This window comes from Glycomyces tritici, from assembly GCF_030403505.1.
In genome coordinates this window covers 362,132-386,113 of sequence record NZ_JAUEMJ010000002.1, presented here as the reverse complement: position 1 = coordinate 386,113, position 23,982 = coordinate 362,132, and the positions used below count along the sequence as shown (strand labels likewise).

Genomic DNA, 23,982 nt, shown 5'->3' with positions numbered 1-23,982 from the left:
ACCAGTCTAGGGGCGTGCCGCTCCCGGCCCGGAACCGCGCGAACGCGGCTCACGTTTCGTTCTCGGCCAAGAGGTGCTCGATCGGCATGGTCAGGTACCGGTCGATGTTCGGTCCCACGGTCACTGCGAGCTGGTCCGCGCTCAGTGAGGCGACAGGTTCGAGTTTGAGGATGTACCGGGCCACGACCAGTCCGAACACCTGGCTGGCGATGAAGCTCGCGCGCGCCGGGACGTGGTCGACCTGGTCGCCGAGGATGCTCTCCACGGTCTTCACGATCCGGTGCTCGAACAGCTGCCGCAGTACGAACGACATCGCGGGCTTCGAGAGGCTCGTGCGGACCACGGCGAGGAGCTTGTCCTGGTGCGGGCCGTCCCAGATCGTCACGAACGCGTGCATGAGCCGCCCGCCCGCGCCCTCGACGCCGCCCTGCGAGAGCACCGCCGCGACCTCGGGGGCCGGGTCCATGGGCAGCTCGATCGCGGCCAGGAACAGGTCGTCCTTCGACCCGAAGTAGTGGTGGATCAGCGAAGGGTCCACCCCGGCCTCGGAAGCGATGCGCCGCATGGAGATCGATTCGAACCCCTCTTCGGCGAACAGCCGCCGGGCGGCGGCCAGGATCTCGGCTCTGGTGTCGGGATTGCCTGTCCGCCGTCCGGCGCGCTTCGTTCTGGCCACGAGTGCACCCTAGTTCGTGCGCCGCCGCAGCGTCGCGGCTCCGAGTGCCGTTGCGACGAGCACCGCAGCGGCCACGACCGCGAGGTCGCCCCACATGTCCGCAGTGATCTCGGGATGGACCTGCACCTCGGTGAGCGCCTTGACCGCGTAGGTCACCGGCAGCGCGTCCGAGACCCCCTGCAGCCAGCCGGCCATCTGGTCGCGCGGCCAGATCAGCCCGCACAGCAGCAGCTGCGGGACCACGAACACCGGCATGAACTGGATCGCCTGGAACTCGGTCGTCGCGAACGCGGACACGAACAGCCCCAACGCCATCCCGAACAGCGAGGCCACGATCGCGATGAGGAACACCGCCCACGCCGGGCCGGCCGTCTCCAGTCCGAGCAGGACGTACGCGACCGTGGCGGCGATCGCGGTCTGGCTCGCGGCGGCCACACCGAACGCGATCGCGTAGCCGCCCACCAGGTCGAGCTTCCCCGTCGGCGTCGTCATGAGCCGCTCCAGGGTCCCGCCGGTGCGCTCGCGCAGCAGCGTGATCGAGGTGATCATGAACATCATCATGAACGGGAAGAACGCCAGCAGGATCAGCCCGACCGCATTGAACGCCTGCGGCGAGGAGTCCATGATGGCGCTGATGAGCGCGATCATCAGGCTCGGCACGGCGAGGATGAGCACCACCGTGCGGTGGTCGCCCCGGAGCTGGCGCAGGATGCGCCCGGCGGTGATGAAGGTGATGCGCAGCGACATTTCAGCTCGCCTTCTCGAGTTCGCGGATGAGGTGGAGGAACGCCGCCTCGAGGTTCGCGGTGCCGGTGGCGGCGCGCAGGTCGGCCGGGGTGTCGTCGGCGATGAAGCGGCCCTCGCGCAGCAGCAGGAGCCGGTCGCACCGGTCGGCCTCGTCCATCACGTGGCTGGAGACGAGCAGCGTCGCCCCCTGCTTCGCGAGGATGCGGAACTGGTCCCACAGCTCCTCGCGGATCACCGGGTCGAGCCCGACCGTGGGCTCGTCCAGGACGAGCACCTCCGGTTCGATGACGAGCGCGCACGCGAGCGAGGTGCGGGTCTTCTGGCCGCCGGAGAGGTTCCCGGCGAGCTTGTTCGCGTGGCCGCCCATGCCGACGCGCTCGATGGCGGCCATGGCCTCGCCGCGGCTTCGGCCGTAGAGCGCCGCGAAGTAGGCCACATTGGCCTTCACGGAGAGGTCGAGGTAGATCGAGGCGTCCTGGGTCACGTAGGCGACCCGGCTGCGCAGCGGCTTGGTTCCGGCCGGGTGGCCGAGCACTTGCACGGTGCCGGACTTGACCCGCTGCGTGCCCACGACGGCGCGGATGAACGTGGTCTTGCCCGAGCCCGAGGGCCCGAGCAGGCCGGTGACGGACCCGGCCGAGATGCGGGTCGAGACGCTCTTGAGGACGGGCTGCCCGCCGCGGTCGACGACGAGGTCGTCGATCGCGATGGCGGCCGCTGGGGTGGGTGGCATGGGAGCCTCCAGTAATTCAACGATTGATGAATTCACCGTACCATGAATTCATCGACTAGTGAATTACCTCCAGTGTCCCACTCAAGACCTGCTCAGGGCAGCAAAAAAGCGGCCCGACCGCGAATCGCCCGTCGATGGCTCGCAAGCGTCGCCAAGACTGGACGATGCGCGCAGTCGGACCGGGGCATCGCAGTACTGGGCCCTGTTCGGGAATCGAGGAAGCCTCCGGCAGCATCTGTTGCGCTGCAATAGATGGGCCGGAGGCATACCGGCGTCGGTCGGCCTCGTGTTCGACGCCGACGCGGCCTCGATCGTCAGTCGCGGCCTTCGATGATGCGGAAGTCGCGCTGGAAGCCGCTGGGGAGTTCGGCGAGTGCCTTCCGGTAGACCTCGCTCTCGTATGCGGCGACCGCCTGTTCGAAGCTGTCGAACTCGATCAGGACGACGCGCTCGGCGATTCCGGCTTCGTGTGCGACGACCCGGCCGCCGATGCTGGCGAGCACCCGCCCGCCTGCGGCCCTGACGGCCTGACCGGCCAGTTCGTTGTAGTCGCTGAGCGTTTCGGGGTCCTCGATGGTCGGGTAGACGCTGACCCAGTAGCCCTTGGACATGGAACCTCCAGTATCGGAATGAGTGCTTCGAAATTCGAAGCATTGCTGCGGTGTGCGACACTACCGGTTCTGAATCCGAAGCACAAGAGTCGACGGAGGGCCATGAACGCGTCGCCGACGCCCATGCCGGGCCGGCCGGTCCGCGGTTCCACCTCGGGACGATCGTTGATGGCGGCACTGGACCTGTTCGGGCGCCGCTGGACCCTGCGCATCATCTGGGAACTGGGGGACGAGCCGCTCGGCTTCCGGCTCCTGCAGCGGCGCTGCGACGGCATGTCGTCGAGCGTCCTACAGCAGCGGCTCAAAGAGCTCCAAGAGGCTCGGCTCGCCGAGGTGCTGCACGACGGCGCCTACACTCTCACCGCGCTCGGCCACGACGCCCGCGAATCCCTCGCTCCGGTCATCGAGTGGTCGCGGCGGTGGGCTGCCGAACTGGCCGAGGCCCCGCTCACCGCCGCCGAGGACGCCGGCGACGACTAACGGCGCGGCGCCCGAGGCGGCAGGCCGCCGGCATTCGACGCCGACCGCTACAGGGACCGGTCCTCGATAGAGCGCACCATCGCCCGCCTCGAACAGCACCGCGCCCTCGCGACCCGCTACGACAAACCCGCCGTCCGCTACCTCGCCACTGTCCACGTCGCCATGATCGTCGACCGGCTCCGCGACCTACCGGACACGGCCTAGAGGACGCCCATGCTCCAAGGACCCCAGATCGCGATCGTGCGCCCCGGCTCCAACGCCGGATCGCCCAGCTCGCCGCGCGTCGCGCCCTGCATGTTCGCGAACAGCACCTTGCCGTCAGGCGAGAACGTCGCCCCGCACCACTCGGTCCTCCCCTCGTGGTACACCAGCGGGAAGATCTCGCCGTCCCGCGTCAGGCCCCGCATCGCGGGCAGGTCCCGGCTCGTGTCCTCGCACAGGATCAGGTTCCCGCCCGGCGAGACCGTGATGTTGTCCGGATAGGACAGCAGCTCCGCGTCAGGCGACTCGAACACCAGCTTGATCGTGCCGCCCTTGTGCCCGCGAGGCCGGTACTCCCACAGCTGGCCCTCGCCCTCGTCACCGCCCGAAGTGGACGCGATGTAGACCGCGCCGTCGCCGTAGAAGCAGCCCTCGAGCCGCCCGAACACCGCCGCGCCCCGCGCCCAGCCCTGGTTGAACACCGCGAGCGGGTCCTCCTCGGCATCGGCCGGGTCCGGGTCGTCGATGTCCACCCACTCCACGTACAGGCCCTTCCCGGCGCGCTGGCCGGTGCGGGTGTCGTAGTTCCACTCGTCGGCGATCTTGAGCATCTGCAGTTGCCCGCCCGCGGCGAGGTCGCCGGGCACGTTCGGCAGGAACCGGTAGAACCCGGCCGTGTTCTGGTCCTCGGTCTCGTAGACCACGCCCGAGCGCGGGTCCACGGCCACCGCCTCGTGCACGAACCGGCCCATCGCCTTGAGCGGCACCGGCACCGTCTCGCCCTCCGCAGCGGAGGGCACCTCGAACACGTACCCGTGCTCGGCCGCCCAGCCGGCGCCCGTCCCGGCCGTGGTCTCCTCGCACGAGAGCCACGAACCCCACGGGGTCGGACCGCCCGCGCAATTCACGATCGTGCCCGACAGCGACTGCCAGGCCTCCTCGAAATGCGGCTCGCCGCGGTCCCAGCGCACGCGCATCGTCGTGGTCCCGCCGCCCGCGAGCACGTCGTAGCGATGCGCAATGCTCCCGGCCGGGACGCCCACACCGGGGTCGTTGCGCTCCTCGTGGTTGCGCACGAGCCGCCATTCGCCGCGCCGCCCGGTCGGGAAGCAGGCCATGCCGTCGTGCGCGAGCGGGGTGCGGTTGCCGTCCCGCATCGGGGACGCGGCCACCGCGAACACCTTGAAGTCGAAGTCCTCAGGGAGCCAGAGGGTCTGCGAGAACCCGGTCTCCGGATCGGTGCGCGTGCGCTCCCGCAGCTCGCCGTAGCCGCCGTTGTCGGGGCAGCCGCGGTCCTTCTCGCCGTCCTTCGCGTTCGCCGCGCGGATCGACAGGCCCTCCATCGCGGCGACCGCGAAGAGGCTCGCACCGGCGGCGGTCGCGCCTCGGCGCAGGAAGCTGCGGCGGTTCGAGCCGCCGATCGAGAGTGTCGCCATGCCGGACTCCTTCGAGACGGGGCTTCAGGGGGCGTTTTCAGGGGCTGTACGGGCCGTACGCGGCCGATCCTTCCGGTCCCCGGGGTGAGTGAGGCAATCACGACGTGAACGCGAGGTGACCGGTTGCATAAGGCTTCGGCCTCCCCGAAACGTCGGACCCAGCTGACACAATGGGGCCGTGAGCACGACTGACGCAGACCTGGACGGCACCGACCGGACCGCAGACCCCGAGTTCTCCCGCGCCCGCGAGCGCCACGAGACCCTGGCCGCGGAGATCACCGAGCATCGGAAGCGGTACTACCTCGCCGAGCCCACGATCTCCGACAGCCAGTTCGACGAGCTCTTCCACGAGCTCATCGACATCGAGACGGCCTACCCGGAGCTGCAGAGCAACGACTCGCCCACGCAGCAGGTCGGCACCTTCTCCGAGGCGTTCGCACCCGTCACCCACCTCGAGAAGCTGCTCAGCCTCCAAGACGTGTTCAGCCTCGAAGAGGTCCAGACCTGGGCGGACAGGATCACCGCCGAGGTCCCCGACGAGCCCTACCTCTGCGAGGTCAAGATCGACGGCCTCGCCGTCGACCTCGTCTACGAGAACGGCCGCCTCGCCCGCGCCGCCACCCGCGGCGACGGCGTCACCGGCGAGGACGTCACCGCGAACGTCGCCACCATCAGCGCCGTGCCGCAGCGGCTCACCGCCGCCGAAGGCTACGACGTGCCCGAACTCCTCGAAGTCCGCGGCGAGGTCTACTTCCCGAGCGCCGACTTCGAGCGCCTCAACGAGTCCCAGGTCGCCGCCGGCAAGGCCCCGTTCGCCAACCCGCGCAACGCCGCCGCCGGCTCCCTGCGCCAGAAGGACGCCGCGAAGACCGCCGAGCGCCCCCTCAGCTTCATCGCCCACGGCCTCGGCGCCCTGCGCGGCTTCGAGCCCGACTCGCAGTCCCACTCCTACGCCGCGCTCGACGCCTGGGGCCTGCCCACCAGCCCCTACTGGCGCGTCGTCGGCACCATCGCCGAGGCCTTCGACTACATCGCCGAGTACGGCGAGAAGCGCCACGAGCTCGTCCACGAGATCGACGGCGTCGTCATCAAGATGGACCAGATCGCCGTGCAGCGCCGCCTCGGCGCGACCTCCCGCACCCCCCGCTGGGCCGTCGCGTACAAGTTCCCGCCCGAGGAGGTCAACACCAAGCTCCTCGACATCAAGGTCTCCATCGGACGCACCGGCCGCGCCACCCCCTACGCCGTGCTCGCACCCGTGCGCGTCGCCGGCTCCGAAGTCGAGTTCGCGACCCTCCACAACGCCGACCAGGTCAAGGCCAAGGGCGTCAGGATCGGCGACACCGTCGTCGTCCGCAAGGCCGGCGACGTCATCCCCGAGGTCGTCGCGCCCGTCGAAGCCGCACGCACCGGCGACGAGACCGAGTTCGTGATGCCCGAGCGCTGCCCCGAATGCGACTCCGTGCTCGCCCCGGCGGCCGAAGGCGACGTGGACCTGCGCTGCCCCAACGCCCAGACCTGCCCGGGCCAGCTGCGCGAGCGCCTCGCCTACCTCTCGGGCCGCTCCTGCTTCGACGTCGACCGCATGGGCTACATCGCCTGCGCCGCGCTCGTCGAACCGCTCGGCGCCGACCCCGTCCTGGTCGACGAAGGCGGCGTCTTCGACCTGAAGATGGAGGACCTCCTGCCCATCCAGGTCGTCGTGCGCGACCCCGACACGGGCCTGCCCAAACCCGACCCGAAGACCGGCGAGGACAAGGTCGTCGCCTACTTCGCCAACAAGAACGGCGAGCCCAAGAAGACCGCCGTCCAGATGCTCGAGAACCTCGAGACCGCCAAGCGGCAGCCCCTGTGGCGCGTCGTCAACGCGCTCTCGATCCGCCACGTCGGCCCGGTGTCCGCCCAGGCCCTCGCCGAGCACTTCCGCGACCTCGACCGCATCGCCGACGCCGACGAAGCCGAGATGGCCGCTGTGGACGGCGTCGGACCCGTCATCGCCGCGGCCATCAAGGACTGGTTCGCCGTCGACTGGCACCGCGCGATCGTCGAGCGCTGGCGCGAGGCGGGGGTGCGGATGCAGGACGACGCCCCCGACCCCTCCGAGGCGCTCCCGCAGACCCTTGAGGGCCTCACGGTGGTCATCACCGGCGGCATCCCCGACCACACCCGCGAGGGCGCCGCCGCTGCGGTGAAGGCGCGCGGCGGCAAGGTCTCCGGTTCGGTGTCCAAGAAGACCGGCGCGGTCGTCGCGGGGGACAAGCCCGGTTCGAAGTACGACAAGGCCGTGGAGCTCGGCGTCCCGATCGTGCGGGGCGAGGCGTTCGCGGCGTTCCTCGAAGAGGGGTTGTCGGCACCGGAAACTTCTGATGCCGAGAGCGAACCAGAATGATCACAAGTTAGTAACGATCCGTATTCCTTTACGGGGGGAGGCTCGTTAGATCAAGGCAGAGTCATCCCGTGGATGCTTGCCCCGCGTCGTACCAACGGCTCGGCACCCATCGCCCGAAAGGGCCGCCGAGCCTGGAACCGACCACGGGAGACGCTGCAGTGAACACCGGATAACGGTTTCTGTAATTGGCATGTCGCGCCTGGTCACAAGTGTGCCGCATGTGCTCCCGGCGTTGTGTGGGAGCGGAATTCGCGATATGACAGAGGAGTCGGCCGCGACCGGCCCCGGGGGATTCTGGCGCGTCTCCCCGAGACGGCGCGGCAGTGGGAGGAGCGAAATGGCCACGACGCTCATGCGCAACACTGCGCCTAAGGAGCATCCGGGCCGGTATCACGGCTTCATGTCGGTGGTCGCGATATTCGCGATCGCCGGTTCGGTCGCCGTGACCGTGACGAGCAGCGCGCCCGAGGGCGGCTGGTTCGGCGTGCCCTTCGCCTTCTGGCTCACCGCGGGCCTCGCCCTGGTCGCCGAGCTGCGCCCGACCCGCTGGGGCGGGCTGTGGATGTCGCCGATGGCCTCGATCTACCTCGTGTACGTCCTCGCCACGATGATCACCTGGGGGTTCCTCCCCGCGCTGATCATCCAGTCGGCGGCCATCGGCATGCTGATGGTCCAGCTCAAGGCCTCCCTGTGGCGGGCGGTCTTCAACATCGCCCAGCAGGGCGTCGCGCTGGTGCTGGCCTGGGGCGTCTGGGCGGCCCTCACCGGCCCGGTGGCCTGGTCGGGCACGGCATCGCAGCTGCTCGCCATCTTCGCGGCCGGCTCGGTCTGGACCCTGACGAGCTTCGCGCTCGTCGCGGGCCGCCAGAGCCTGCGCACCGGCGTCGGATGGCCCGTCCTGTTCTGGCAGTGGTTCAAGAGCGAATGGGCGCTGCGCGCCACGCAGGTCGCGATCGCGCCCATCGTCGCCACTGCGGCGATGTCCTCCTGGTGGCTCGTGGCGGCCTCGGCCATCCCGATCTTCGCGGTGTACCGCATCCTCCAGACCGCCGCCGACCGCGAGCGCCAGGCCGACCACGACCCGCTCACGGGCCTGCTCAACCGCAAGGGCTTCCAGCAGGCCGTCGACGGCAAGCTCACGGACGCGGCCGAGACGAGCACCGCCGTCGCGATCCTCATCCTCGACCTGGACCGCTTCGCCGACGTCAACTCGGCGCTCGGCCACGCCGTCGGCGACCAGCTCCTCACCGAGCTCGCGCACCGCTTCGAGGCCGACAAGCCCAAGGGCAAGGCCATCGCGCGCCTGGGCGGCGACGAGTTCGCGTTCATGTGGTCGGAACTGGACGGCATGACCGACCCGATGGAGTGCGCCCGCGAGATCCGCGCCCGCCTGGACGCCCCGATCGTCCTCGGCGACGCCAGCATCGAAGTGGACGGCTCGGTAGGCGTCGCGGTCTTCCCCGACGACGGCTCGGACTTCCAGACCCTGTTCCGCCACGCGGACATCGCGATGTACGAGTCGAAGCAGCGCGCCTCCTCGTTCGCCCGCTACGCGCCCGAGTTCGACCACAACTCGCCCGAGCGGCTGCTGCTCCTCGGCGACGTGCGCCGCACCCTCGACCACCCGGACTCGCCCGGCGTGAACCTCTACTACCAGCCGCAGGTGCGCCTGGCCGACGGCGAGGTCATCGGCGCCGAGGCCCTGCTGCGCTACCACCACCCCGAGCGCGGGATCGTCAACCCCGCCGAGATCATCGAGACCGCCGAGCACTCCTCGGTGATGCGGATGCTCACCGAGCGGGTCGTCGACATCGCCCTGCGCCAGCTCCGGTCCTGGAACGAATCGGGCTACGACCTGCGCATGGCCGTGAACGTCTCGGTGCGCGACCTGCAGTCGCCGGAGTTCACGGACTTCCTCACCGAGCGGATCGACGCCTACGGGGTGAACGCGGCGAAGCTCCAGCTGGAGATCACCGAGTCCGCGCTCATGGCCGACCCGCGCCGCGTCGTCGTCAACGTGCAGCGCCTCTCCGACCTCGGCGTGGGCATCAGCCTCGACGACTTCGGCACCGGGTTCTCCTCGATGCAGCACCTGCGGCGACTGCCCGTGACCGAGATCAAGATCGACAAGTCCTTCGTGACCACGCTGATCGACGACCCGGACAACGCCGCGATCGTCTCGACCACGATCGACCTGGGCCGGGCGCTGGACGTCGAGGTCGTCGCCGAGGGCGTGGAGGACGAGAAGGTCCGCAAGCAGCTGGAGGACTGGAACTGCCACGCCGGGCAGGGCTGGCACTTCGCCCGGCCGATGGACGCCGACGCGTTCGAGCGGTGGATGGTCGACCACCGACGGGACAAATAGTCTTTCGTTGCACCACAAGGGTGTATTCGGGCGCCTTGCATCCTGGCGAATCAGATTTCCGAAACCGTCTCGGCGAATGTCGGTGGCCTATGCGAGGCTGTGACCATGAACGTTGCGACTAAAGACGACGTACTGGCCGAGTTCGAACCCCACCGGCGTGAACTCTGCGCGTACGCCTACCGCATGCTCGGCTCCTCGTTCGAGGCCGAGGACGCCGTGCAGGACGCCTTCACGCGGGCGTGGAAGTCCTACGACGCCTTCGAGGGCCGCTCCTCCCTGCGCTCGTGGCTCTACAAGATCACCACGAACGTGTGCCTGGACATGCTCAAGGGCCCGCAGCGCCGGGCCCGCCCGATGGACCTGGCCCCCGCCTCGGACGCCGGCACGCCCCTGCCCGCGCCGGAGCCCGACTACCTGTGGGTCGAGCCGATCCCGGACTCGATGGCGTTCGGGGCCGACCCGGCCGCCGCGGCGGAGGCCAAGGACACGCTCCGGCTCGCGTTCGTCGCCGCCGTGCAGCACCTGCCCGCCAAGCAGCGCGCGGTGATGCTCATGCGCGAGGTGCTGCGCTTCTCGGCCGCCGAGACCGCCGAGGCCCTCCAGCTGAGCCCCGCCAGCGTCAACTCGGCGCTGCAGCGCGCCAAGGCCACCATGGAGCAGGTCCACGCCAAGCCCGACGAGTCCTACACGATCGACGACGCCGAGCTCCGCAAGCTCGTGGACGGCTACGTGAGCGCCTTCGAGGCGTACGACATGGACGCGCTCACGGCCCTGTGCACCAAGGACGTGGCCCTCTCGATGCCGCCGATCCCGCTGTGGGTCCAGGGGCACGCGAGCGTCGCCGAGTTCATGCTCACCGCAGGCAAGGGCTGCGAGGGCTCCAAGCTCGTCCCGGTCAGCGCCAACGGCCTCCCGGCCTTCGGCCACTACAAGCCGAGCGGCACGCCCGGCCTGTGGGAGCCGTGGTCGATCACCGTCCTCGAACTCGAGGGCGGCAAGATCTCGGGCCTCAACTACTTCCTGGACACCCCGAAGCTGTTCCCGCTCTTCGGGCTCCCGAACGAGTACCGCGAGTAGTCCGAGCGCTGCCCCGCGACTGTTTCGCGCAGGAACGGGGCGGCTGTCGGACCCCCGGCTTACCGTGTCGGTATGCCTGTTCACTTCAAGATCGTCATCGACTGCGCCGACCCGCACCGACTCGCGGCCTTCTGGGCCGAGGCCATGGACTACCGGGTCGAGGACCACTCGCCGTTCATCGCGGGCCTGCTCGCCAAGGGGATCATCACCGAAGACCACCTCACGGAGGTCGACGGCCACCACGCCTGGAAGACCCTCGCCGCGATCCGCAACCCGGACGACCCCTTCGACGCGGCCTCCGACGCCGGCCAGGGCATGCGCGTCCTGTTCCAGCTCGTCCCCGAGCCCAAGACGGTCAAGAACCGCCTGCACCTCGACCTCCATGTGGGCCTCGACAACATCGACGCCGAAGCCGAGCGCCTGGAGTCCCTCGGCGCCACCCGCGCCGGCGAGCGCCTCTCCGAAGGCCCCGCCCAGTGGATCGTCATGCAGGACCCGGAGGGCAACGAGTTCTGCGTCCACTCGTAGGGGCCTGGCTGGGCCACCCGGCCCGGCGGCCCCGAAGGCCGCCGTACCGCCCCGGCGCGACCGCCGCGGTTCCCACCCGAACCCCTCCGGCGAACCAGCAGCGACCACGCTGACAGCAGGCCGATGGGCCGCCGCGCGATGCGCGGCGGCCCATCGGCCTGCGTACTACTGCGGGTAGGGCATGTAGAACGGCTCCCACTGGTGGCCGTCGAGGTCGAGGAAGGTCCGGCCGTACATCCCGACCTCGGCCTCCTGGGCGCGGCGGTCCTGCCTGGAGGACTCCTCGGTGCCGCCGGCCTTGAGCGCGGCGTCGGTGAGCTCGTCCACGGCCTCGCGGCTCGGCAGCGCCAGCGCGTACGCGGCGGCCGAGAACGCGGCGGTGTCGGCGATCGGGCGCTCGGCGAACGTCGCGTAGAACTCCTTCGTCAGCAGCATCAGGCAGATGTTGTCGTCGACGACGACGCAGGCGGCGTTCTCGTCGGTGAAGTCGGGGTTGATGCTCCAGCCGAGCGCCTCGTAGAACGTCTTCGCAGCGTCGAGGTCGTTCACGGGCAGGTTCAGGAAGATCATCTTGTTCGCCATCGCGCGGTCCTTTCGGTGTCCCATTGCCTTCACCAGTACAGACGAGATCCCTACGCGGGATTCATCGTTCGCGTCGAGAAAACCCGGCGCGACCGCTCGCGGACCGTTCGCCGACCGCTCGTCGGCGCTCTCAACGCAGGATGGCGACCCCCTAGCGACACGCGTCACAGCAATGCTTCACTCTGCCGCTCCCGCCTCTTAAGTTGCATGTAAGCCCGTGACCGGACCGACTCGAGCCAGCAACATCGGCGCCGGTCAGCCCTGGGACGACGCCCCGCATCAAGCCCTTCAAGGAGGAACGGCCCGATGGCTACGACCCCCGACAGTGATGGACCGGCCCCGCCGGACGTCACTGAAGACCAGATCGCCGCGATGCACGACGACCCCCGGTTCGTCGAGCTCAAGCGCACCTTGTTCCGCTTCACCGTGCCGGTCCTGCTCGCCGCGCTCGCCTGGTACCTGGTGTACGTGCTGCTGTGCGCGTACGCGCGCGATTTCATGGGCATCGTCCTCTTCGGCAACATCAACCTCGGGCTCGTCCTGGGGCTCAGCCAGTTCGTCGTGACCTTCTGGGTGACGATCGCCTATTCCCGGTTCACCGCGCGCAAGTTCGACCAGCAATCCGCCGAGCTGCGTGAAGACATCATGAACGGGGGCAAGGGATGAACACGCTCGCGCAGGAGATGAGCGACTCCAACCGCATCCTGACCATCGCCCTGTTCATGGTCATGGTGCTGATCACCATCGGCATCACCATCCAGGGCGGGCGCAAGACCAAGGACGCCACCGACTTCCACTCCGGCGGGCGCGGCTTCTCCGCGATGCAGAACGGCTTTGCGGTCGCCGGCGACTACGTCTCCGCGGCCTCGTTCCTCGGCATCGCCGGCACCATCGCCCTCTACGGCTACGACGGGTTCCTGTACTCCATCGGGTTCCTCGTCGCGTGGCTCGTCGCGCTCCTGCTGGTCGCGGAATCGCTGCGCAACTCCGGCCGGTTCACCGTCGCGGACGCCCTCTCGTACCGCATGAAGCAGCGGCCCGTCCGCACCGCCGCCGCCGTCGCCACCCTGAGCATCTCGATCTTCTACCTTCTCGCCCAGATGGTCGGCACGGGCGCGCTCGTGACACTGCTCCTGGGCATCAAGGAGGGGGAGACCTTCCTCGGGATGGACTCGGGCTCGGCGAAGGTCGCCGGCATCGTCGTCACCGGCCTGCTCATGGTCGCCTATGTCGCGTTCGGCGGCATGAAGGGCACGACCTGGGTCCAGATCTTCCAGGCCTGCGTGAAGATCGGCCTCGCGTTCGTCCTGGCGATCCTCGTCCTCGCCGAGTACAACTTCAACCTCTCGGCGCTCATGGGCGACGCCGCCCAGGCCTCGGGCCAGGGCGCGGCCTTCCTCGAACCGGGGCTGCGCTACGGCACCGAGGTGGCGGGGGACTCGCTGCAGACGCTGTGGAACAAGCTCGACCTCATCAGCCTCGGGCTCGCCCTGGTGCTGGGCACCGCGGGCCTGCCGCACGTGCTCATCCGCTTCTACACGACCCCGGACGGCAAGACCGCCCGCAAGTCCGTCAACTGGGCCATCGGCCTGATCGGCATGTTCTACCTGCTCACCCTCGTGCTCGGCTTCGGCGCCGCCGCGATGGTCGGCCAGGAGGCGATCATCGCCGAGAACCCGGCCGGCAACTCCGCCGCACCGCAGCTCTCCCAGGTCATCGGCGAGAACATCGCGGGCTCGACGGGCGGCGCGATCATGCTGGCGCTCATCGCGTCGGCGGCGTTCGCGGCGATCCTGTCGGTGGTCGCGGGGCTCATCATCGCCTGCTCGTCCTCGCTCGCCCACGACCTCTACAACGGGGTCTTCAAGCGCGGCAAGGCCAGCGGGCACCAGGAGGTCGTGTTCGCGAAGTTCGCGGCGGTCGGCGTCGGCGCGATCGCCGTCATCATCGCGGTGTTCGCGCAGGACCTCAACGTCGCGTTCCTGGTGGCGCTCGCCTTCGCGGTGGCCGCCTCCGCCAACCTCCCGACCCTGCTGTTCAGCCTCTTCTGGAAGCGGTTCAACACGGCCGGGGCCGTCGCCGGCATCTACGGCGGCCTCATCAGCTCGATCGGCCTGGTGATCTTCTCGCCGACGTTCTCGAGCACTCCGACTTCGCTGCTCGGCGAAGGGGTCGACATCGCATGGTTCCCGTTGTCGAACCCCGGCTTGGTCTCCATTCCGCTGGGTCTCATCTGCGCCGTGGTCGGCACGCTGATGAGCTCCGAATCGAACCCGAACCGGTTCGCGTCCATGCAAGTGCGGGCGCTCACCGGTGCGGGGGCTGAGCGGGCCGCGGAGCACTGAGCCGCCCCATGAGCGGGGAGGGCCGGGCGGCCCTCCCCGCTCTTATTGTGGGCCCCGTTACAGTGAACACGTGATCCCCGGTCGCCTTTCCGCTTCGATCCGCGCTTCGAGGCTCGCCTCGACGCGCCGACGCGCGCTGGGCTCCGGGGCGCTCGCCGCCCTGCGGCTCTCCCGCCAGATCGGCGAATCCCTCGCGGACGGCCTGAACGGCAAGGGCGCGCCGCTCGCGGCCCGCCGCCTCGCGAAGCTCCTCGCGGCCGACGCGGTGGCGCTGGCCGACTGCGAGCGGGTCATCGCCGTCGCCGGGGGCCTGGACCCGGTCGCGGCCCAGAGCCTGCTGGTGGAGACCCTGGACGTGCTCGAGCCGGTCACGGCCCCGCCGCTGCGGTCCTCGCCGCTGATCGTCTCGGGGGACCTGGCCGGGTGCCTGCTCGTGGCGGGGGACGTGAGCGACGCGGAGGTCGCCGAGGCTGCGCACCTCGTGGCGACCGCGCTCGACCACGCGGACCTGGACCGGGCCCGCGAGCGGATCGCGGCGGCGGACCTGCGCACGCTCCGGGCCCAGATCTCGCCGCACTTCATGCACAACGCGCTCGCCGCGATCAGCGCCCACACCCGCACCGACCCCGAGCGGGCCCGTGAACTGCTCACCGACTTCTCGGACTACCTGCGGTACTCGTTCGCGAACACCGGCGACTACGCCACGGTCGCGGACGAGCTGCAGGCGGTGCAGACCTACCTCGAGCTGCAGCGGGCCCGGTTCGACGACCGCCTCGACATCACCGTCCGCATCGCCCCGGAGGTCCTGCCCGTGCCCATCCCGTTCCTGGTGGTGCAGCCGATCGTGGAGAACGCGGTGCGCCACGGCTTCGAGTCCAAGCCCGGCACCGGGCACATCGCGGTGCGCGGGTTCTCCGAGGGCGCGCTGTGCGTCATCGAGGTCGAGGACGACGGCGCGGGCATGGAGCCGGAGACGGCGAAGGCGATCCTCACGGGCAGCCGCCAGGGCGCCGGCCGCATCGGTCTGGCCAATGTGGACCGACGTTTGCGCGCGGTCTACGGCCCCGAGTACGGCCTGTGGCTCGACACCGCCCCGGGCGAGGGCACCAAGGCCACGGTGCGGATCCCGCGGTACGCGAGAGGGGTGCACGTATGACCCGCTCCTTCGATGCGGCCGTAGGGCATGCCCCTTCCCACCCGCATCCGCCTCCGACCAACCGGGGAAATAGGACGACCCTCCCACACGGGTCCGACATGCCGTCGAACGCGAGCGCCATTCGCGCCCGGCGGGTGTTCGACCGCACCGCCTCCTCCCATCCGGTCCGCTTCGCGGCCCTTCCCCCGAACCGGAGACGCTGATGAGCCTGCTGCGCGTGCTCGTCGTCGAAGACGAGCCCTCCACCCGCATCGAACTCGCCGGGCAGCTCGCCGAGCTGCCCGCCGTCGGCGAGGTCGTGGCCGCCGCCGGCGGCGACGAGGCCGTGCGACTCCTCGGCTCCGGCTCGTTCGACGCCGCGTTCCTCGACATCGCGATGCCCGGCCTCACCGGCATGGACGTGGCCCGCATCCTCCGGCGCCTCTCGGACCCGCCCGAGATCGTCTTCGTCACCGCCTACGACAACCACGCGGTGGAGGCCTTCGGCCTCGGCGCCGCCGACTACCTCCTCAAGCCCTTCCGGCCCGAGCGCCTCGCCGAGGCCGTGGCCCGCATCGGCGGCCGCCGCTCCGGACCGGTGGTGGGGGACAAGGCCGACGACCTCGCCGTCGTCCAGGTCGAGCTCGCCGGGCGCACCGTCTTCGTGCGCCGCGACGACATCGCCTACGCCGAAGCGCACGGCGACTACGTCCGCCTCCACTCCAACCAGGGCTCGCACCTCCTGCGCCAGTCCCTCACCTACCTCGAACAAGTTTGGGACGCAGCGGGTTTCGTGCGCGCGCACCGGTCCTTCCTCATCAACCTCGCCGCGGTCACCGAACTGCGCGTGACCTCCACCGCCGGACTCGTCGCCGTCACCGAACCCGGCGAGGTCCCCGTCAGCCGCCGCCACTCCCGGCTCCTGCGCGAACGGCTCCTCCAGGCCGCGAGGGAAGGCGGCGCGCACCGGTGAACCAGCGCGTACGCGTCACCAGCCCCCAGACCCGGCTCGCCCTCCGCCGCCGGTCCGACGCCACGCGCCGCCTCAGCCGCCTCACCGGTCACCCGCAGGTGGGCCGCAGCGCGATCGACCTCGACGACGCCGAACGCGCCCTCCGCCGCCAGCGCCGCCTCGCCGTCCGCACCGCGACCCTCCTGTTGTTCGCCCTCGCCGCCCTGCTCACCGCCGCGGCGCTCACCCCCGGCCGCCTCGGCTGGGCCGTGCTCTTCTTCGCGCCCTACCCGGTCCTGCTGCTCCTGGCCGCGGTCCACGTGCGCCGGGCCGAGCGCATCGAGGCCGAGTACTGCGAGGACGACTGATGCTCGGCCTGGCCGCCATCAGCCTGGTGCTCGCCTCCAGCGTCGTCATCGGCGTCTGGGGCGTGCGCGCCGCACGCTCCACACCGGACTTCCTGGTGGCCTCCCGCAGCATCGTGCCCGGCTGGAACGCCCTCGCCATCGCGGGCGAGTACGTCTCCGCCGCCTCGGTACTGGGCCTGGCCGGGCTCATCGTCAAGAACGGCGTGGGCGCGATGTGGTACGCCGTGGGCTTCACCGCCGGGTACGTGCTCGTCGCCGCCCTCGCGGCCGGGCCGATGCGCCGCAGCGGCGCCTACACCGTGCCCGACTTCGCCGAGTACCGCCTGGGCTCGCCGCGCATCCGGCGCATGTGCGGCCTCGTCGTGCTCGTCATCATGCTGCTCTACCTGCTGCCGCAGTTCAAAGCGGCCGGCGTCGTGCTCGAACTCGTCTCCGGCATCCCCTACTGGATCGGCGTGGTCGGCGCCGGGCTCGTGGTCTCCTCCACGATCGCCGTCGGCGGGATGCGCTCGGCGACGTACGTGCAGGCCTTCCACTACCTGGTGAAGCTCGCGTTCATCGCCGGCCCCGCGGTCTTCCTCATCGCCCTCGCCGGGCCCGAGCGGCGCGAAGCGGCCCTCGACCCGAGCGCCGACGCGGACTGGTCCCGCCCGCTCCTGGACCTCGACGGCTCCGGGCACCCGCTCCTGGCCACCATCTCGGTCCTGGTCGCGACCACCTTGGGCGCCATGGGGCTCCCGCACGTCGTGATGCGCTTCCACACCGTCGCCGGCGCCCGCGCGGCGCGCCGTGTCGCCGTCTCCGTGATCGTCCTGCTCAGCCTCTTCTACCTGTGGCCGATCGTTTACGGGCTCCTCGGCCGCGTCACCACGCCCGACCCCGAGGAGACCGACGTCGTCCCGCTCCTCGTCCCCAGCGCGATCGTCCCCGGCACGGCGGGCGCGGTCCTCACGGCCCTGGTCGCCGCCGGCGCGTTCGCCGCCTTCCTCTCCACCTCCTCCGGGCTGCTCCTCGCGCTGGCCGGGGGCCTCTCGCACGACCTGTTCGGCGGCTCGCTCTCGCGGCTGCGCCTGGGCGTCGTCGTCGGCACGGCCCTCGCCGTCGCACTCTCGCTCCCGGCGGCCGACGTGGACATCAACGTGCTCGTGGGGTGGGCCTTCGCAGTGGCCGCCTCCACGTTCTGCCCGCTGCTCACCCTCGGCATCTGGTGGCGCGGCCTCACCGCGACCGGCGCGACGGCGGGCCTGCTCGTCGGCGCGGGCACCTCCACCGGCGCGGCGCTCGCCTCGGTGGTCCTCGACTTGGAGCCCGGCATCGTGTCGGTCCTCCTCGCACAACCCGCACTGTGGACGGTCCCGCTCGCGTTCACCGTCATGATCGCCGCGTCCCGGCCCGGCTCGGTCCCCGACTGGGCCAGCGAGGCCGTCCTGCGCCTCCACGTGCCCGGCCGCTACTCCTCCGGCGACACCGGCGCGATCCCGCGCGCGCGGCGCGGGAACCGGGTGGACGCTCCGGACGAAACCGGATAGCCTCGCGGGCATGTACGGGTCACCAGGGCAGTTCGCGGCGTTCGCGTGCTGCCCGAGCTTCATTCGGCTGCGCGCGGCGGCCTAGGCCACCGCAAGCGCTGCAACTCGACCGCTGTCCTCCAGCGGCTGCGCCCTGCGCGGGCCTAGGCGAATCGATCGTCCTGATTCGACTCGTCCCATGGAGCACTTCCCATGTCCCGCAGCCAATTCCCGCGTGCCCGAGAGCAACGGAACCTCTCCAACCGCAAAGCACTGTCCCAGAACTTCCTGCGCGACGCGCACACCGCGCGCGCCTTCGTCGACACCGCCGGCCTTTGCCCCGACGACCACGTGATCGAGGTCGGCCCCGGCGACGGCATGGTCACAAGGGCGCTGCTCGACCGCGCCCGCCGCGTCACCGCCTACGAGAAGGACGGCCACTTCGTCGAACGCCTGCGCTCAAGGCTCGGCCACCACGGGCACTTCCGCTGCCACGAGGCCGACTTCCGCGACGTCACGCCCCCGCGCGAACCCTTCAGCGTGGTCGCCAACGCGCCCTTCGGGATCACCACCGACATCGTCCGGTGGTGCCTCCGGGCCCGCACCCTCACCTCGGCCGCGTTGGTCACGCAACTCGAGTTCGCCCGCAAGCACACCGGCGACTACGGCCGCTGGAGCCGCCTCACCGTCGAGCACTGGCCCGAGTTCGCGTTCGCGATCGGCATGCGCATCGACCGCCGCGAATTCCGGCCCGTGCCGCAGGTCGACGCCGCCGTGATCCACCTCCGCCGCCGCCCCGAGCCCCTGCTCCGGCCCCGCGACATGCCCGACTACCGCGACCTCGTGGACCTCGGCTTCACCGGCGTCGGCGGCGCCCTCGCCGCGTCCCTGTGCCGCGTCGTCCCCAGACGCGTGGCGCACCAGGCCTGCGCCGAAGCCGGCATCGCGCGCGACCAAGTCGTCGGCCACGTCCCTCCGGACGCCTGGATCGCGCTCTTCAAGGCCCTCACCCGTTGAGGCGCCTGCGGTACCGGGGCTGAGGTGTCGGCCGTTTAAGGTAGAGATGCCCGGCCCCGGTACCCCTTCTTTGGAGCCCATGATGAGCGAAGCCATCTGGATCGAACTGATCAAGGTGCTCCCGGCCTTCCTGTGGGTCGCGTTCGGCTTCATCGCGCTGGCCATCGCCAAACGGGTCTTCACCGCCCAGGCCCCGCGCATGACCAAGGTCGAGACCCCTTGGGTCACTGTGGAACTCGCTCAGCAGGCCATCGAGCAGGCCGCCGTCCGCGGCCCGGCGCAGCAGCTCCAGCCGCCGCCGGTCGAACCGGACTGGGCCGCGCTCTACCCCCTGCCGACCCAGCAGGTCCGCCCGGGGAACGGCGTGGTCTACGGGATCGGCACCGACCCGCCGCTGTCCCCGTCGGCCAAGGAGCCCGCCGACGAGGAGTACGAACCGGCCGACGCCGACGAGCCCGTGCACACCGAGCCGCCCGCCGAAGCCAAGCCGGACCTCCTCGCCACCCCGCCGGCCGACGCGCCCGCCGACACCGTGCAGACCGATCCCGATCCGCACGCCACGGTGACCGCCCCGAATCAGCAGATCCCCAACATCCCGCCCACCTACCCGGTGATCGCGGTCCCGCCCGGCAACGGCAGCGCCTACTACGCGCCGGGCCAGAACGCCCCCTACTGGGCCCAGCCACTGCCTGCGGCATACCAGCAGCCGCCCGCGTACCCGGCCGCCCAACCGGACAACCGCAGTCTGCGCGCCGCGACGAAGCTCGCGCTCGCCGCCGGCGACCTGCAAGGCGGCGCGATCCTGTGGGCCGACGACAACCAGGAGTGGAACGAGCCGCTGATCCGGCTCTTCCGCACCGCCGGGATCACTGTGGACCCCGTCGTCTCCACTGACGAAGCCATGCGCGCCTTGGCGAAGCGCTCGTACGACCTCGTCATCACCGACATGCGTCGCGAAGCCGAGCCGGAGGGCGACACCGCCGGGACGCGCCTTCTCGACCGCATGGTCGCCGCGGGCATCCCCACGCCCGCCGTGTACTACTCCGACCACCCCGGCGCGCACACCGCCCTCCACCCGCGCGCGATCACCGCCACGAACAGCCCGGAGCAACTGGTGGACATCGTGGTCGAGTTCGTCGGCGACCGCCGCGAGCAGCAGTCCTCGGGCAACGGCTCGAGCTGGCTGGGGCGCCTCACCGGGAACTGAACTTGTTAAGCGTTTGCCAACCGGATCGGCGCGTGGCTACGTTGGCCCTGTGTCACTCCTCCGCGCACCCGAACTCCCCGTAGACGACCCCGGCGAACCGCCCACCACCTCCTGGCGGCTCTTCACCTGGCTCGCCACCCGCCGCAGAGGCCTCGCCGCGGCCGTCCTCGTCTCGGCGGTCTTCTCCCTCGGCCTCGTCCCCGTCATGCCGATCTTCCTCACCGGCGCAGTGGACGACGGCATCCGCGGCCGCGACTGGGGCGCCCTCCTCGCCTGGGCCGGAGCGCTCACTCTCGCCGGATCCGTTGCGGCCGTGAGCATCGTGCTCCACCACCGCCTGACCGTCTGGTGGCGGCACGACGCCCAGTACCGGGTCCTCCAGCTCGCCACCCGCAAGACCGCCCGCCTCGGCTCGCGCCTGCGCCGCCAGACCACCACCGGCTCGGTCGTCAGCGTCGGCGTCACCGACGTCGTCTCGATCGGCCGCGCCATCGAATCGCTCGCGCCCACCGTCGGCTGCGTCACCGGCATCGTCGCGGTCGCCGTGCTGCTCTTCGGCATGTCCGCGGCCCTCGGCCTCACCGTCTTCACCGGCGTCATCGCCGTCGCCGCGCTCACCGGCCCGATGCTCCGCCGCCTCCAGTCCCGGTACGGCACCTACCGCCGCGACGTCGGCGCCGTCACCGAACGCGCCGCCGACATCGTCTCGGGCCTGCGCGTGCTGCGCGGCGTCGGCGGCGAGGACCGCTTCAACGCCGCCTACCGCCGCGACTCCCAGCGCCTCAAGCGGTCCGGCTTCGGCCTCGCCGCCCCGGGCGCCTGGATCGACGCGATCTCCGAAGGCGCACCGGCGATCCTGCTCGGCGCGGTCGTCTGGATCGCCGCCCGCCTCGTGGCCGCCGACGAGATCACCGTCGGCCAGATGGTCGCCGCATTCGGGTACACCGCCGCGCTGCTCATGCCGGTGCGCTGGCTCATGGGCACCGCCATGACCATCATCCAGGGCGAGGTCGCCTGCGCGAAGGTCTGCGAACTCCTCGCCCTCCCCGAACGCGAAGCGCCGCGGGACCCCTTGCGGGGGCCCGAGAGCGGCGCCGAACTCCACGACCCCGAATCCGGGCTCACCCTCGCCCCGGGGCTGACCGCCGTCGCGACCGCCGACACCGACGCCGCCGCCGCGATCTTCGACCGCCTCGCGGGCCTCGCCCCCTCTGCGGCCGTGTTCGGCCGAACCCCAGTGGCGCGCATGGACACTGACGAGCTTCGCCGCCGCATCCTCCCGGGCGACCACGACGCCTACCTCTTCGCCGGGACCCTCGCCGCCGTCGTCGGCGGCGACGCGAAGGCCGCCGTCACCACGGCCGCCGCGGACGATGTGGTGGACGCCCTCCCCGGCGGGCTCGACGCCGAGATGGACGACCAGGCCCGCACCCTCTCGGGAGGCCAGCGCCAACGGCTGCGCCTCGCCCGCGCCCTCGCGGCCGACCCCGAGGTCCTGCTCCTCCTCGAACCGACCTCCGCAGTGGACTCCCACACCGAAGCCCGCATCACCGAGCGCCTCACCGGGTTCCGCCACGGCCGCACCACTGCGGTCGTCAGCGCCTCCCCGCTCTGGCTCGGCCGCGCCGACCGGGTGGCCTTCGTCCAGGACGGCGAGGTCGCCGCGACCGGCACCCACGCCGAGCTCACCGCGTCCCGCCCCGACTACCGGGCCCTAGTGAACCGGGAGCTCTCATGACCACCGGACGGCGCTCAACACACCCAGGCTCGACACACCCAGGTTCCAAACACCCAGCCTCAGACAACTCAGACTCGAAGCACTCAGGCTCGAAAAACCAAGGCGCCGAACCCCGGACCTTCGAAGCCGACCCGACCGAACTGCCCGTCGCCGAGCCCGACCGGGTCCGCCGGGCCTTCGTCGCGCTGCTGCTCTCCGAGCGCACCCGTGTCGGCGTCGCCATCGCTCTGCGCGTGGCCGCCGCGGGGGCCTCGACCGCCGCGCCGCTCCTGATGGGCCGCATGATCGACGCCCTCTCCCGCGGCGAGGGCATCGGCGACATCGACCTGCTCGCCGCCGGCATGGCCGCGGCCATCGCCGCCGCGGTCGCGCTGACCTGGCTCGCGAGCTTCACCGCGAACCGCGTCGGCGAACGCCTCTCGGCGCGCCTGCGCGAGCGCTTCGTCGAGCAGTGCCTGCGCCTGCCACTGCACACCGCCGAGCAGGCCGGGTCGGGCGACCTCATGACCCGCGCCTCCGTCGACGTCCCGCAGTCGGGCAACCTCATCCGCGACGCGCTTCCGAAAGCGGCCGTGGCCATCCTGACGGCGCTCGTCTACATCGGAGCGATGGTCTGGGTGAACGCCCTCCTCGCCCTGTGCATGCTCCTGGCCGTCCCGCTCATCGCGGTGGGCGCCCGCTGGTACCTCAAGCGCGCCCGCGCCGGGTACCTGACGCAGGCCCGCGCCGAGTCCCGCTCCGGCGAGGCCCTCGCCGCGACCGCCGACGGCGCCCGCACCGCCGAGCTGCACCGCCTCGAAGCCGAGCGCATCGCCCACGGCGACGACACGATCGCCGCGCACTGGGCCGCCAACAAGTACACGCTCTACCTGCGCAGCATCTACTTCCTGACCCTCGAAAGCTCCTATGTGCTCCCCGCGTCGGCCGTGCTCGTGCTCGGCGGCGCGATGTACTTCCACGGCACCGTGAGCCTCGGCGAGGTCGCCGCGTGCGCGGTGCTCTCGCGCCAGATCATGACCCCGATGAACTTCCTGCTCATGATGGTCGAATGGCTCCAGCGCGGCTTCGCGTCGTTCGCCCGGGTCGAAGGCGTGGCCGCCATCGAGACCGAGGAGGCGGCCACCGCCGCGGCCGTCCCGGCCGACGGCACGGTGGCACTCGGCTCGGTCCACTTCGCCTATCCGACCGGCCCCGAAGTGCTCCACGGCGTCGACCTGGTGATCCCCGCGGGCGAGCGCCTCGCGGTCGTCGGCCCGAGCGGTGCCGGCAAGTCGACCATCGCGCGACTCGTCTCGGGCATCGACGCCCCCACCTCGGGCCGGGTCCAGATCGGGGGAGTGGACGTCGCGTCGCTCCCGCTGGGCGAGCGCCGCGGCCACGTCACCCTCGTGACCCAGGAGCACCACGTCTTCACCGCGACCCTCCGCGACAACCTCACGCTCGCCAAGCCCGACGCGGACGATGCCGAACTGCGCCAGGCGCTCACGACCGTGGGCGCCGCGTGGGCCGATGACCTCGACGCCGAACTCGGCGGCACCGCAAAGGCACTCGACCCGGCCGCCGCGCAGCAGATCGCCCTCGCGCGGATCATCCTCGCCGACCCCGACGTCGTGATCCTCGACGAGGCCACGGCGATGCTCGACCCCCGCGCCGCCCGCGACACCGAGCGCGCGCTCGCAGCCGTCCTGCAGGGCCGCACCGTGATCGGCATCGCCCACCGCCTGCACACCGCGCACGACGCCGACCGCATCGCCGTCATCGAAGACGGCGTCCTCGCCGAACTCGGCAGCCACGATGCACTCCTGCAAGCGAACGGGACCTATGCTCGCCTCTGGAACACCTGGCACGGCACGAGTGCCTGACATCGTGAAGGGGCACGTCTTGAGC

At 70.8% G+C, this 23,982-nt stretch carries 21 protein-coding genes; 15 read left to right on the top strand and 6 right to left on the bottom strand.

What is annotated here, in order from left to right:
- Positions 1-49: 49 nt before the first annotated feature.
- From QWI33_RS06980 to QWI33_RS06965, 4 genes are all read right to left on the bottom strand, one after another.
- A complete protein-coding gene (locus QWI33_RS06980; RefSeq protein WP_289956249.1) occupies positions 50-676 on the bottom strand; it encodes a TetR/AcrR family transcriptional regulator in 627 nt (208 codons plus the stop codon).
- A gap of 9 nt (positions 677-685) precedes the next feature.
- Positions 686-1,423 (bottom strand): ABC transporter permease, encoded by a 738-nt coding sequence (locus QWI33_RS06975; RefSeq protein ID WP_289956247.1) that lies wholly within the window; start codon positions 1,421-1,423, stop codon positions 686-688.
- 1 nt (position 1,424) lies between these two features.
- Positions 1,425-2,156: an ABC transporter ATP-binding protein gene (locus QWI33_RS06970; protein ID WP_289956245.1), complete on the bottom strand. Its 732-nt coding sequence runs from the start codon at positions 2,154-2,156 to the stop codon at positions 1,425-1,427.
- Positions 2,157-2,470: 314 nt separating this feature from the next.
- Positions 2,471-2,767, bottom strand: coding sequence for a DUF1330 domain-containing protein (locus QWI33_RS06965; protein WP_289956242.1), 297 nt, complete (start codon positions 2,765-2,767; stop codon positions 2,471-2,473).
- 168 nt (positions 2,768-2,935) lie between these two features.
- Between QWI33_RS06965 and QWI33_RS06960 the strand changes: the two genes are divergently transcribed.
- Positions 2,936-3,247, top strand: a complete 312-nt coding sequence (locus tag QWI33_RS06960; RefSeq protein WP_289956240.1) for a winged helix-turn-helix transcriptional regulator — start codon at positions 2,936-2,938, stop codon at positions 3,245-3,247.
- 200 nt (positions 3,248-3,447) lie between these two features.
- On the opposite strand, the gene QWI33_RS06950 is transcribed toward QWI33_RS06960, so the two are convergent.
- Entirely contained in the window at positions 3,448-4,884 is a 1,437-nt protein-coding gene (locus tag QWI33_RS06950; RefSeq protein ID WP_289956237.1) for an alkaline phosphatase PhoX, read from the bottom strand.
- A 178-nt stretch (positions 4,885-5,062) separates the two neighbouring features.
- Between QWI33_RS06950 and ligA the strand changes: the two genes are divergently transcribed.
- From ligA to QWI33_RS06930, 4 genes are all read left to right on the top strand, one after another.
- On the top strand, positions 5,063-7,273 hold the full coding sequence (gene ligA, locus QWI33_RS06945; protein ID WP_289956235.1) for an NAD-dependent DNA ligase LigA: 2,211 nt from the start codon (positions 5,063-5,065) through the stop codon (positions 7,271-7,273).
- 337 nt (positions 7,274-7,610) lie between these two features.
- The gene (locus QWI33_RS06940; protein WP_289956232.1) at positions 7,611-9,638 is read left to right on the top strand and encodes a putative bifunctional diguanylate cyclase/phosphodiesterase; all 2,028 of its coding nucleotides are present in this window, start codon (positions 7,611-7,613) and stop codon (positions 9,636-9,638) included.
- 105 nt (positions 9,639-9,743) lie between these two features.
- Entirely contained in the window at positions 9,744-10,715 is a 972-nt protein-coding gene (locus QWI33_RS06935) for a sigma-70 family RNA polymerase sigma factor (RefSeq protein ID WP_289956230.1), read from the top strand.
- A 72-nt stretch (positions 10,716-10,787) separates the two neighbouring features.
- Positions 10,788-11,243, top strand: a complete 456-nt coding sequence (locus QWI33_RS06930; protein ID WP_289956227.1) for a VOC family protein — start codon at positions 10,788-10,790, stop codon at positions 11,241-11,243.
- 165 nt (positions 11,244-11,408) lie between these two features.
- Here QWI33_RS06930 and QWI33_RS06925 read toward each other — a convergent pair whose 3' ends face one another.
- Positions 11,409-11,825 carry a VOC family protein gene (locus QWI33_RS06925; protein WP_289956224.1) on the bottom strand — a complete coding sequence of 139 codons (417 nt, stop codon included), beginning with the start codon at positions 11,823-11,825 and terminating at the stop codon, positions 11,409-11,411.
- 306 nt (positions 11,826-12,131) lie between these two features.
- Between QWI33_RS06925 and QWI33_RS06920 the strand changes: the two genes are divergently transcribed.
- The 10 genes from QWI33_RS06920 to QWI33_RS06875 all read left to right on the top strand — a co-directional run bounded on the left by QWI33_RS06920 (position 12,132) and on the right by QWI33_RS06875 (position 23,957).
- Positions 12,132-12,491 carry a DUF485 domain-containing protein gene (locus QWI33_RS06920; RefSeq protein ID WP_289956223.1) on the top strand — a complete coding sequence of 120 codons (360 nt, stop codon included), beginning with the start codon at positions 12,132-12,134 and terminating at the stop codon, positions 12,489-12,491.
- The gene (locus QWI33_RS06915; RefSeq protein ID WP_289956221.1) at positions 12,488-14,170 is read left to right on the top strand and encodes a monocarboxylic acid transporter; all 1,683 of its coding nucleotides are present in this window, start codon (positions 12,488-12,490) and stop codon (positions 14,168-14,170) included. Before QWI33_RS06920 ends, QWI33_RS06915 begins: the two co-directional genes overlap by 4 nt.
- 160 nt (positions 14,171-14,330) lie before the next feature.
- Positions 14,331-15,326, top strand: a complete 996-nt coding sequence (locus QWI33_RS06910; protein ID WP_353895426.1) for a sensor histidine kinase — start codon at positions 14,331-14,333, stop codon at positions 15,324-15,326.
- A 202-nt stretch (positions 15,327-15,528) separates the two neighbouring features.
- Positions 15,529-16,278 carry a LytR/AlgR family response regulator transcription factor gene (locus QWI33_RS06905; protein WP_289956217.1) on the top strand — a complete coding sequence of 250 codons (750 nt, stop codon included), beginning with the start codon at positions 15,529-15,531 and terminating at the stop codon, positions 16,276-16,278.
- Positions 16,275-16,625 carry a hypothetical protein gene (locus QWI33_RS06900; protein WP_289956216.1) on the top strand — a complete coding sequence of 117 codons (351 nt, stop codon included), beginning with the start codon at positions 16,275-16,277 and terminating at the stop codon, positions 16,623-16,625. Before QWI33_RS06905 ends, QWI33_RS06900 begins: the two co-directional genes overlap by 4 nt.
- The gene (locus QWI33_RS06895; protein WP_289956214.1) at positions 16,625-18,154 is read left to right on the top strand and encodes a sodium/solute symporter; all 1,530 of its coding nucleotides are present in this window, start codon (positions 16,625-16,627) and stop codon (positions 18,152-18,154) included. The genes QWI33_RS06900 and QWI33_RS06895 overlap by 1 nt, the downstream gene beginning before the upstream one ends.
- A 192-nt stretch (positions 18,155-18,346) precedes the next feature.
- Positions 18,347-19,150, top strand: coding sequence for a 23S ribosomal RNA methyltransferase Erm (erm, locus tag QWI33_RS06890; RefSeq protein ID WP_289956212.1), 804 nt, complete (start codon positions 18,347-18,349; stop codon positions 19,148-19,150).
- Between the two features lie 82 nt (positions 19,151-19,232).
- A complete protein-coding gene (locus QWI33_RS06885) occupies positions 19,233-20,357 on the top strand; it encodes a hypothetical protein (RefSeq protein WP_289956211.1) in 1,125 nt (374 codons plus the stop codon).
- Positions 20,358-20,406: 49 nt separating this feature from the next.
- Positions 20,407-22,095 carry an ABC transporter transmembrane domain-containing protein gene (locus QWI33_RS06880; RefSeq protein ID WP_289956209.1) on the top strand — a complete coding sequence of 563 codons (1,689 nt, stop codon included), beginning with the start codon at positions 20,407-20,409 and terminating at the stop codon, positions 22,093-22,095.
- Positions 22,096-22,235: 140 nt separating this feature from the next.
- Positions 22,236-23,957, top strand: coding sequence for an ABC transporter ATP-binding protein (locus QWI33_RS06875; protein ID WP_289957200.1), 1,722 nt, complete (start codon positions 22,236-22,238; stop codon positions 23,955-23,957).
- Positions 23,958-23,982: the final 25 nt, after the last annotated feature.

Coding starts and splice junctions, on each gene's coding strand:
- QWI33_RS06975 (WP_289956247.1), bottom strand. CDS start 1,423: ATGTCGCTGCGCATCACCTTCATCACCGCCGGGCGCATCCTGCGCCAG.
- QWI33_RS06970 (WP_289956245.1), bottom strand. CDS start 2,156: ATGCCACCCACCCCAGCGGCCGCCATCGCGATCGACGACCTCGTCGTC.
- QWI33_RS06965 (WP_289956242.1), bottom strand. CDS start 2,767: ATGTCCAAGGGCTACTGGGTCAGCGTCTACCCGACCATCGAGGACCCC.
- QWI33_RS06960 (WP_289956240.1), top strand. CDS start 2,936: ATGGCGGCACTGGACCTGTTCGGGCGCCGCTGGACCCTGCGCATCATC.
- QWI33_RS06950 (WP_289956237.1), bottom strand. CDS start 4,884: ATGGCGACACTCTCGATCGGCGGCTCGAACCGCCGCAGCTTCCTGCGC.
- QWI33_RS06940 (WP_289956232.1), top strand. CDS start 7,611: ATGGCCACGACGCTCATGCGCAACACTGCGCCTAAGGAGCATCCGGGC.
- QWI33_RS06935 (WP_289956230.1), top strand. CDS start 9,744: ATGAACGTTGCGACTAAAGACGACGTACTGGCCGAGTTCGAACCCCAC.
- QWI33_RS06930 (WP_289956227.1), top strand. CDS start 10,788: ATGCCTGTTCACTTCAAGATCGTCATCGACTGCGCCGACCCGCACCGA.
- QWI33_RS06925 (WP_289956224.1), bottom strand. CDS start 11,825: ATGGCGAACAAGATGATCTTCCTGAACCTGCCCGTGAACGACCTCGAC.
- QWI33_RS06920 (WP_289956223.1), top strand. CDS start 12,132: ATGGCTACGACCCCCGACAGTGATGGACCGGCCCCGCCGGACGTCACT.
- QWI33_RS06915 (WP_289956221.1), top strand. CDS start 12,488: ATGAACACGCTCGCGCAGGAGATGAGCGACTCCAACCGCATCCTGACC.
- QWI33_RS06905 (WP_289956217.1), top strand. CDS start 15,529: ATGAGCCTGCTGCGCGTGCTCGTCGTCGAAGACGAGCCCTCCACCCGC.
- QWI33_RS06895 (WP_289956214.1), top strand. CDS start 16,625: ATGCTCGGCCTGGCCGCCATCAGCCTGGTGCTCGCCTCCAGCGTCGTC.
- erm (WP_289956212.1), top strand. CDS start 18,347: ATGTCCCGCAGCCAATTCCCGCGTGCCCGAGAGCAACGGAACCTCTCC.
- QWI33_RS06885 (WP_289956211.1), top strand. CDS start 19,233: ATGAGCGAAGCCATCTGGATCGAACTGATCAAGGTGCTCCCGGCCTTC.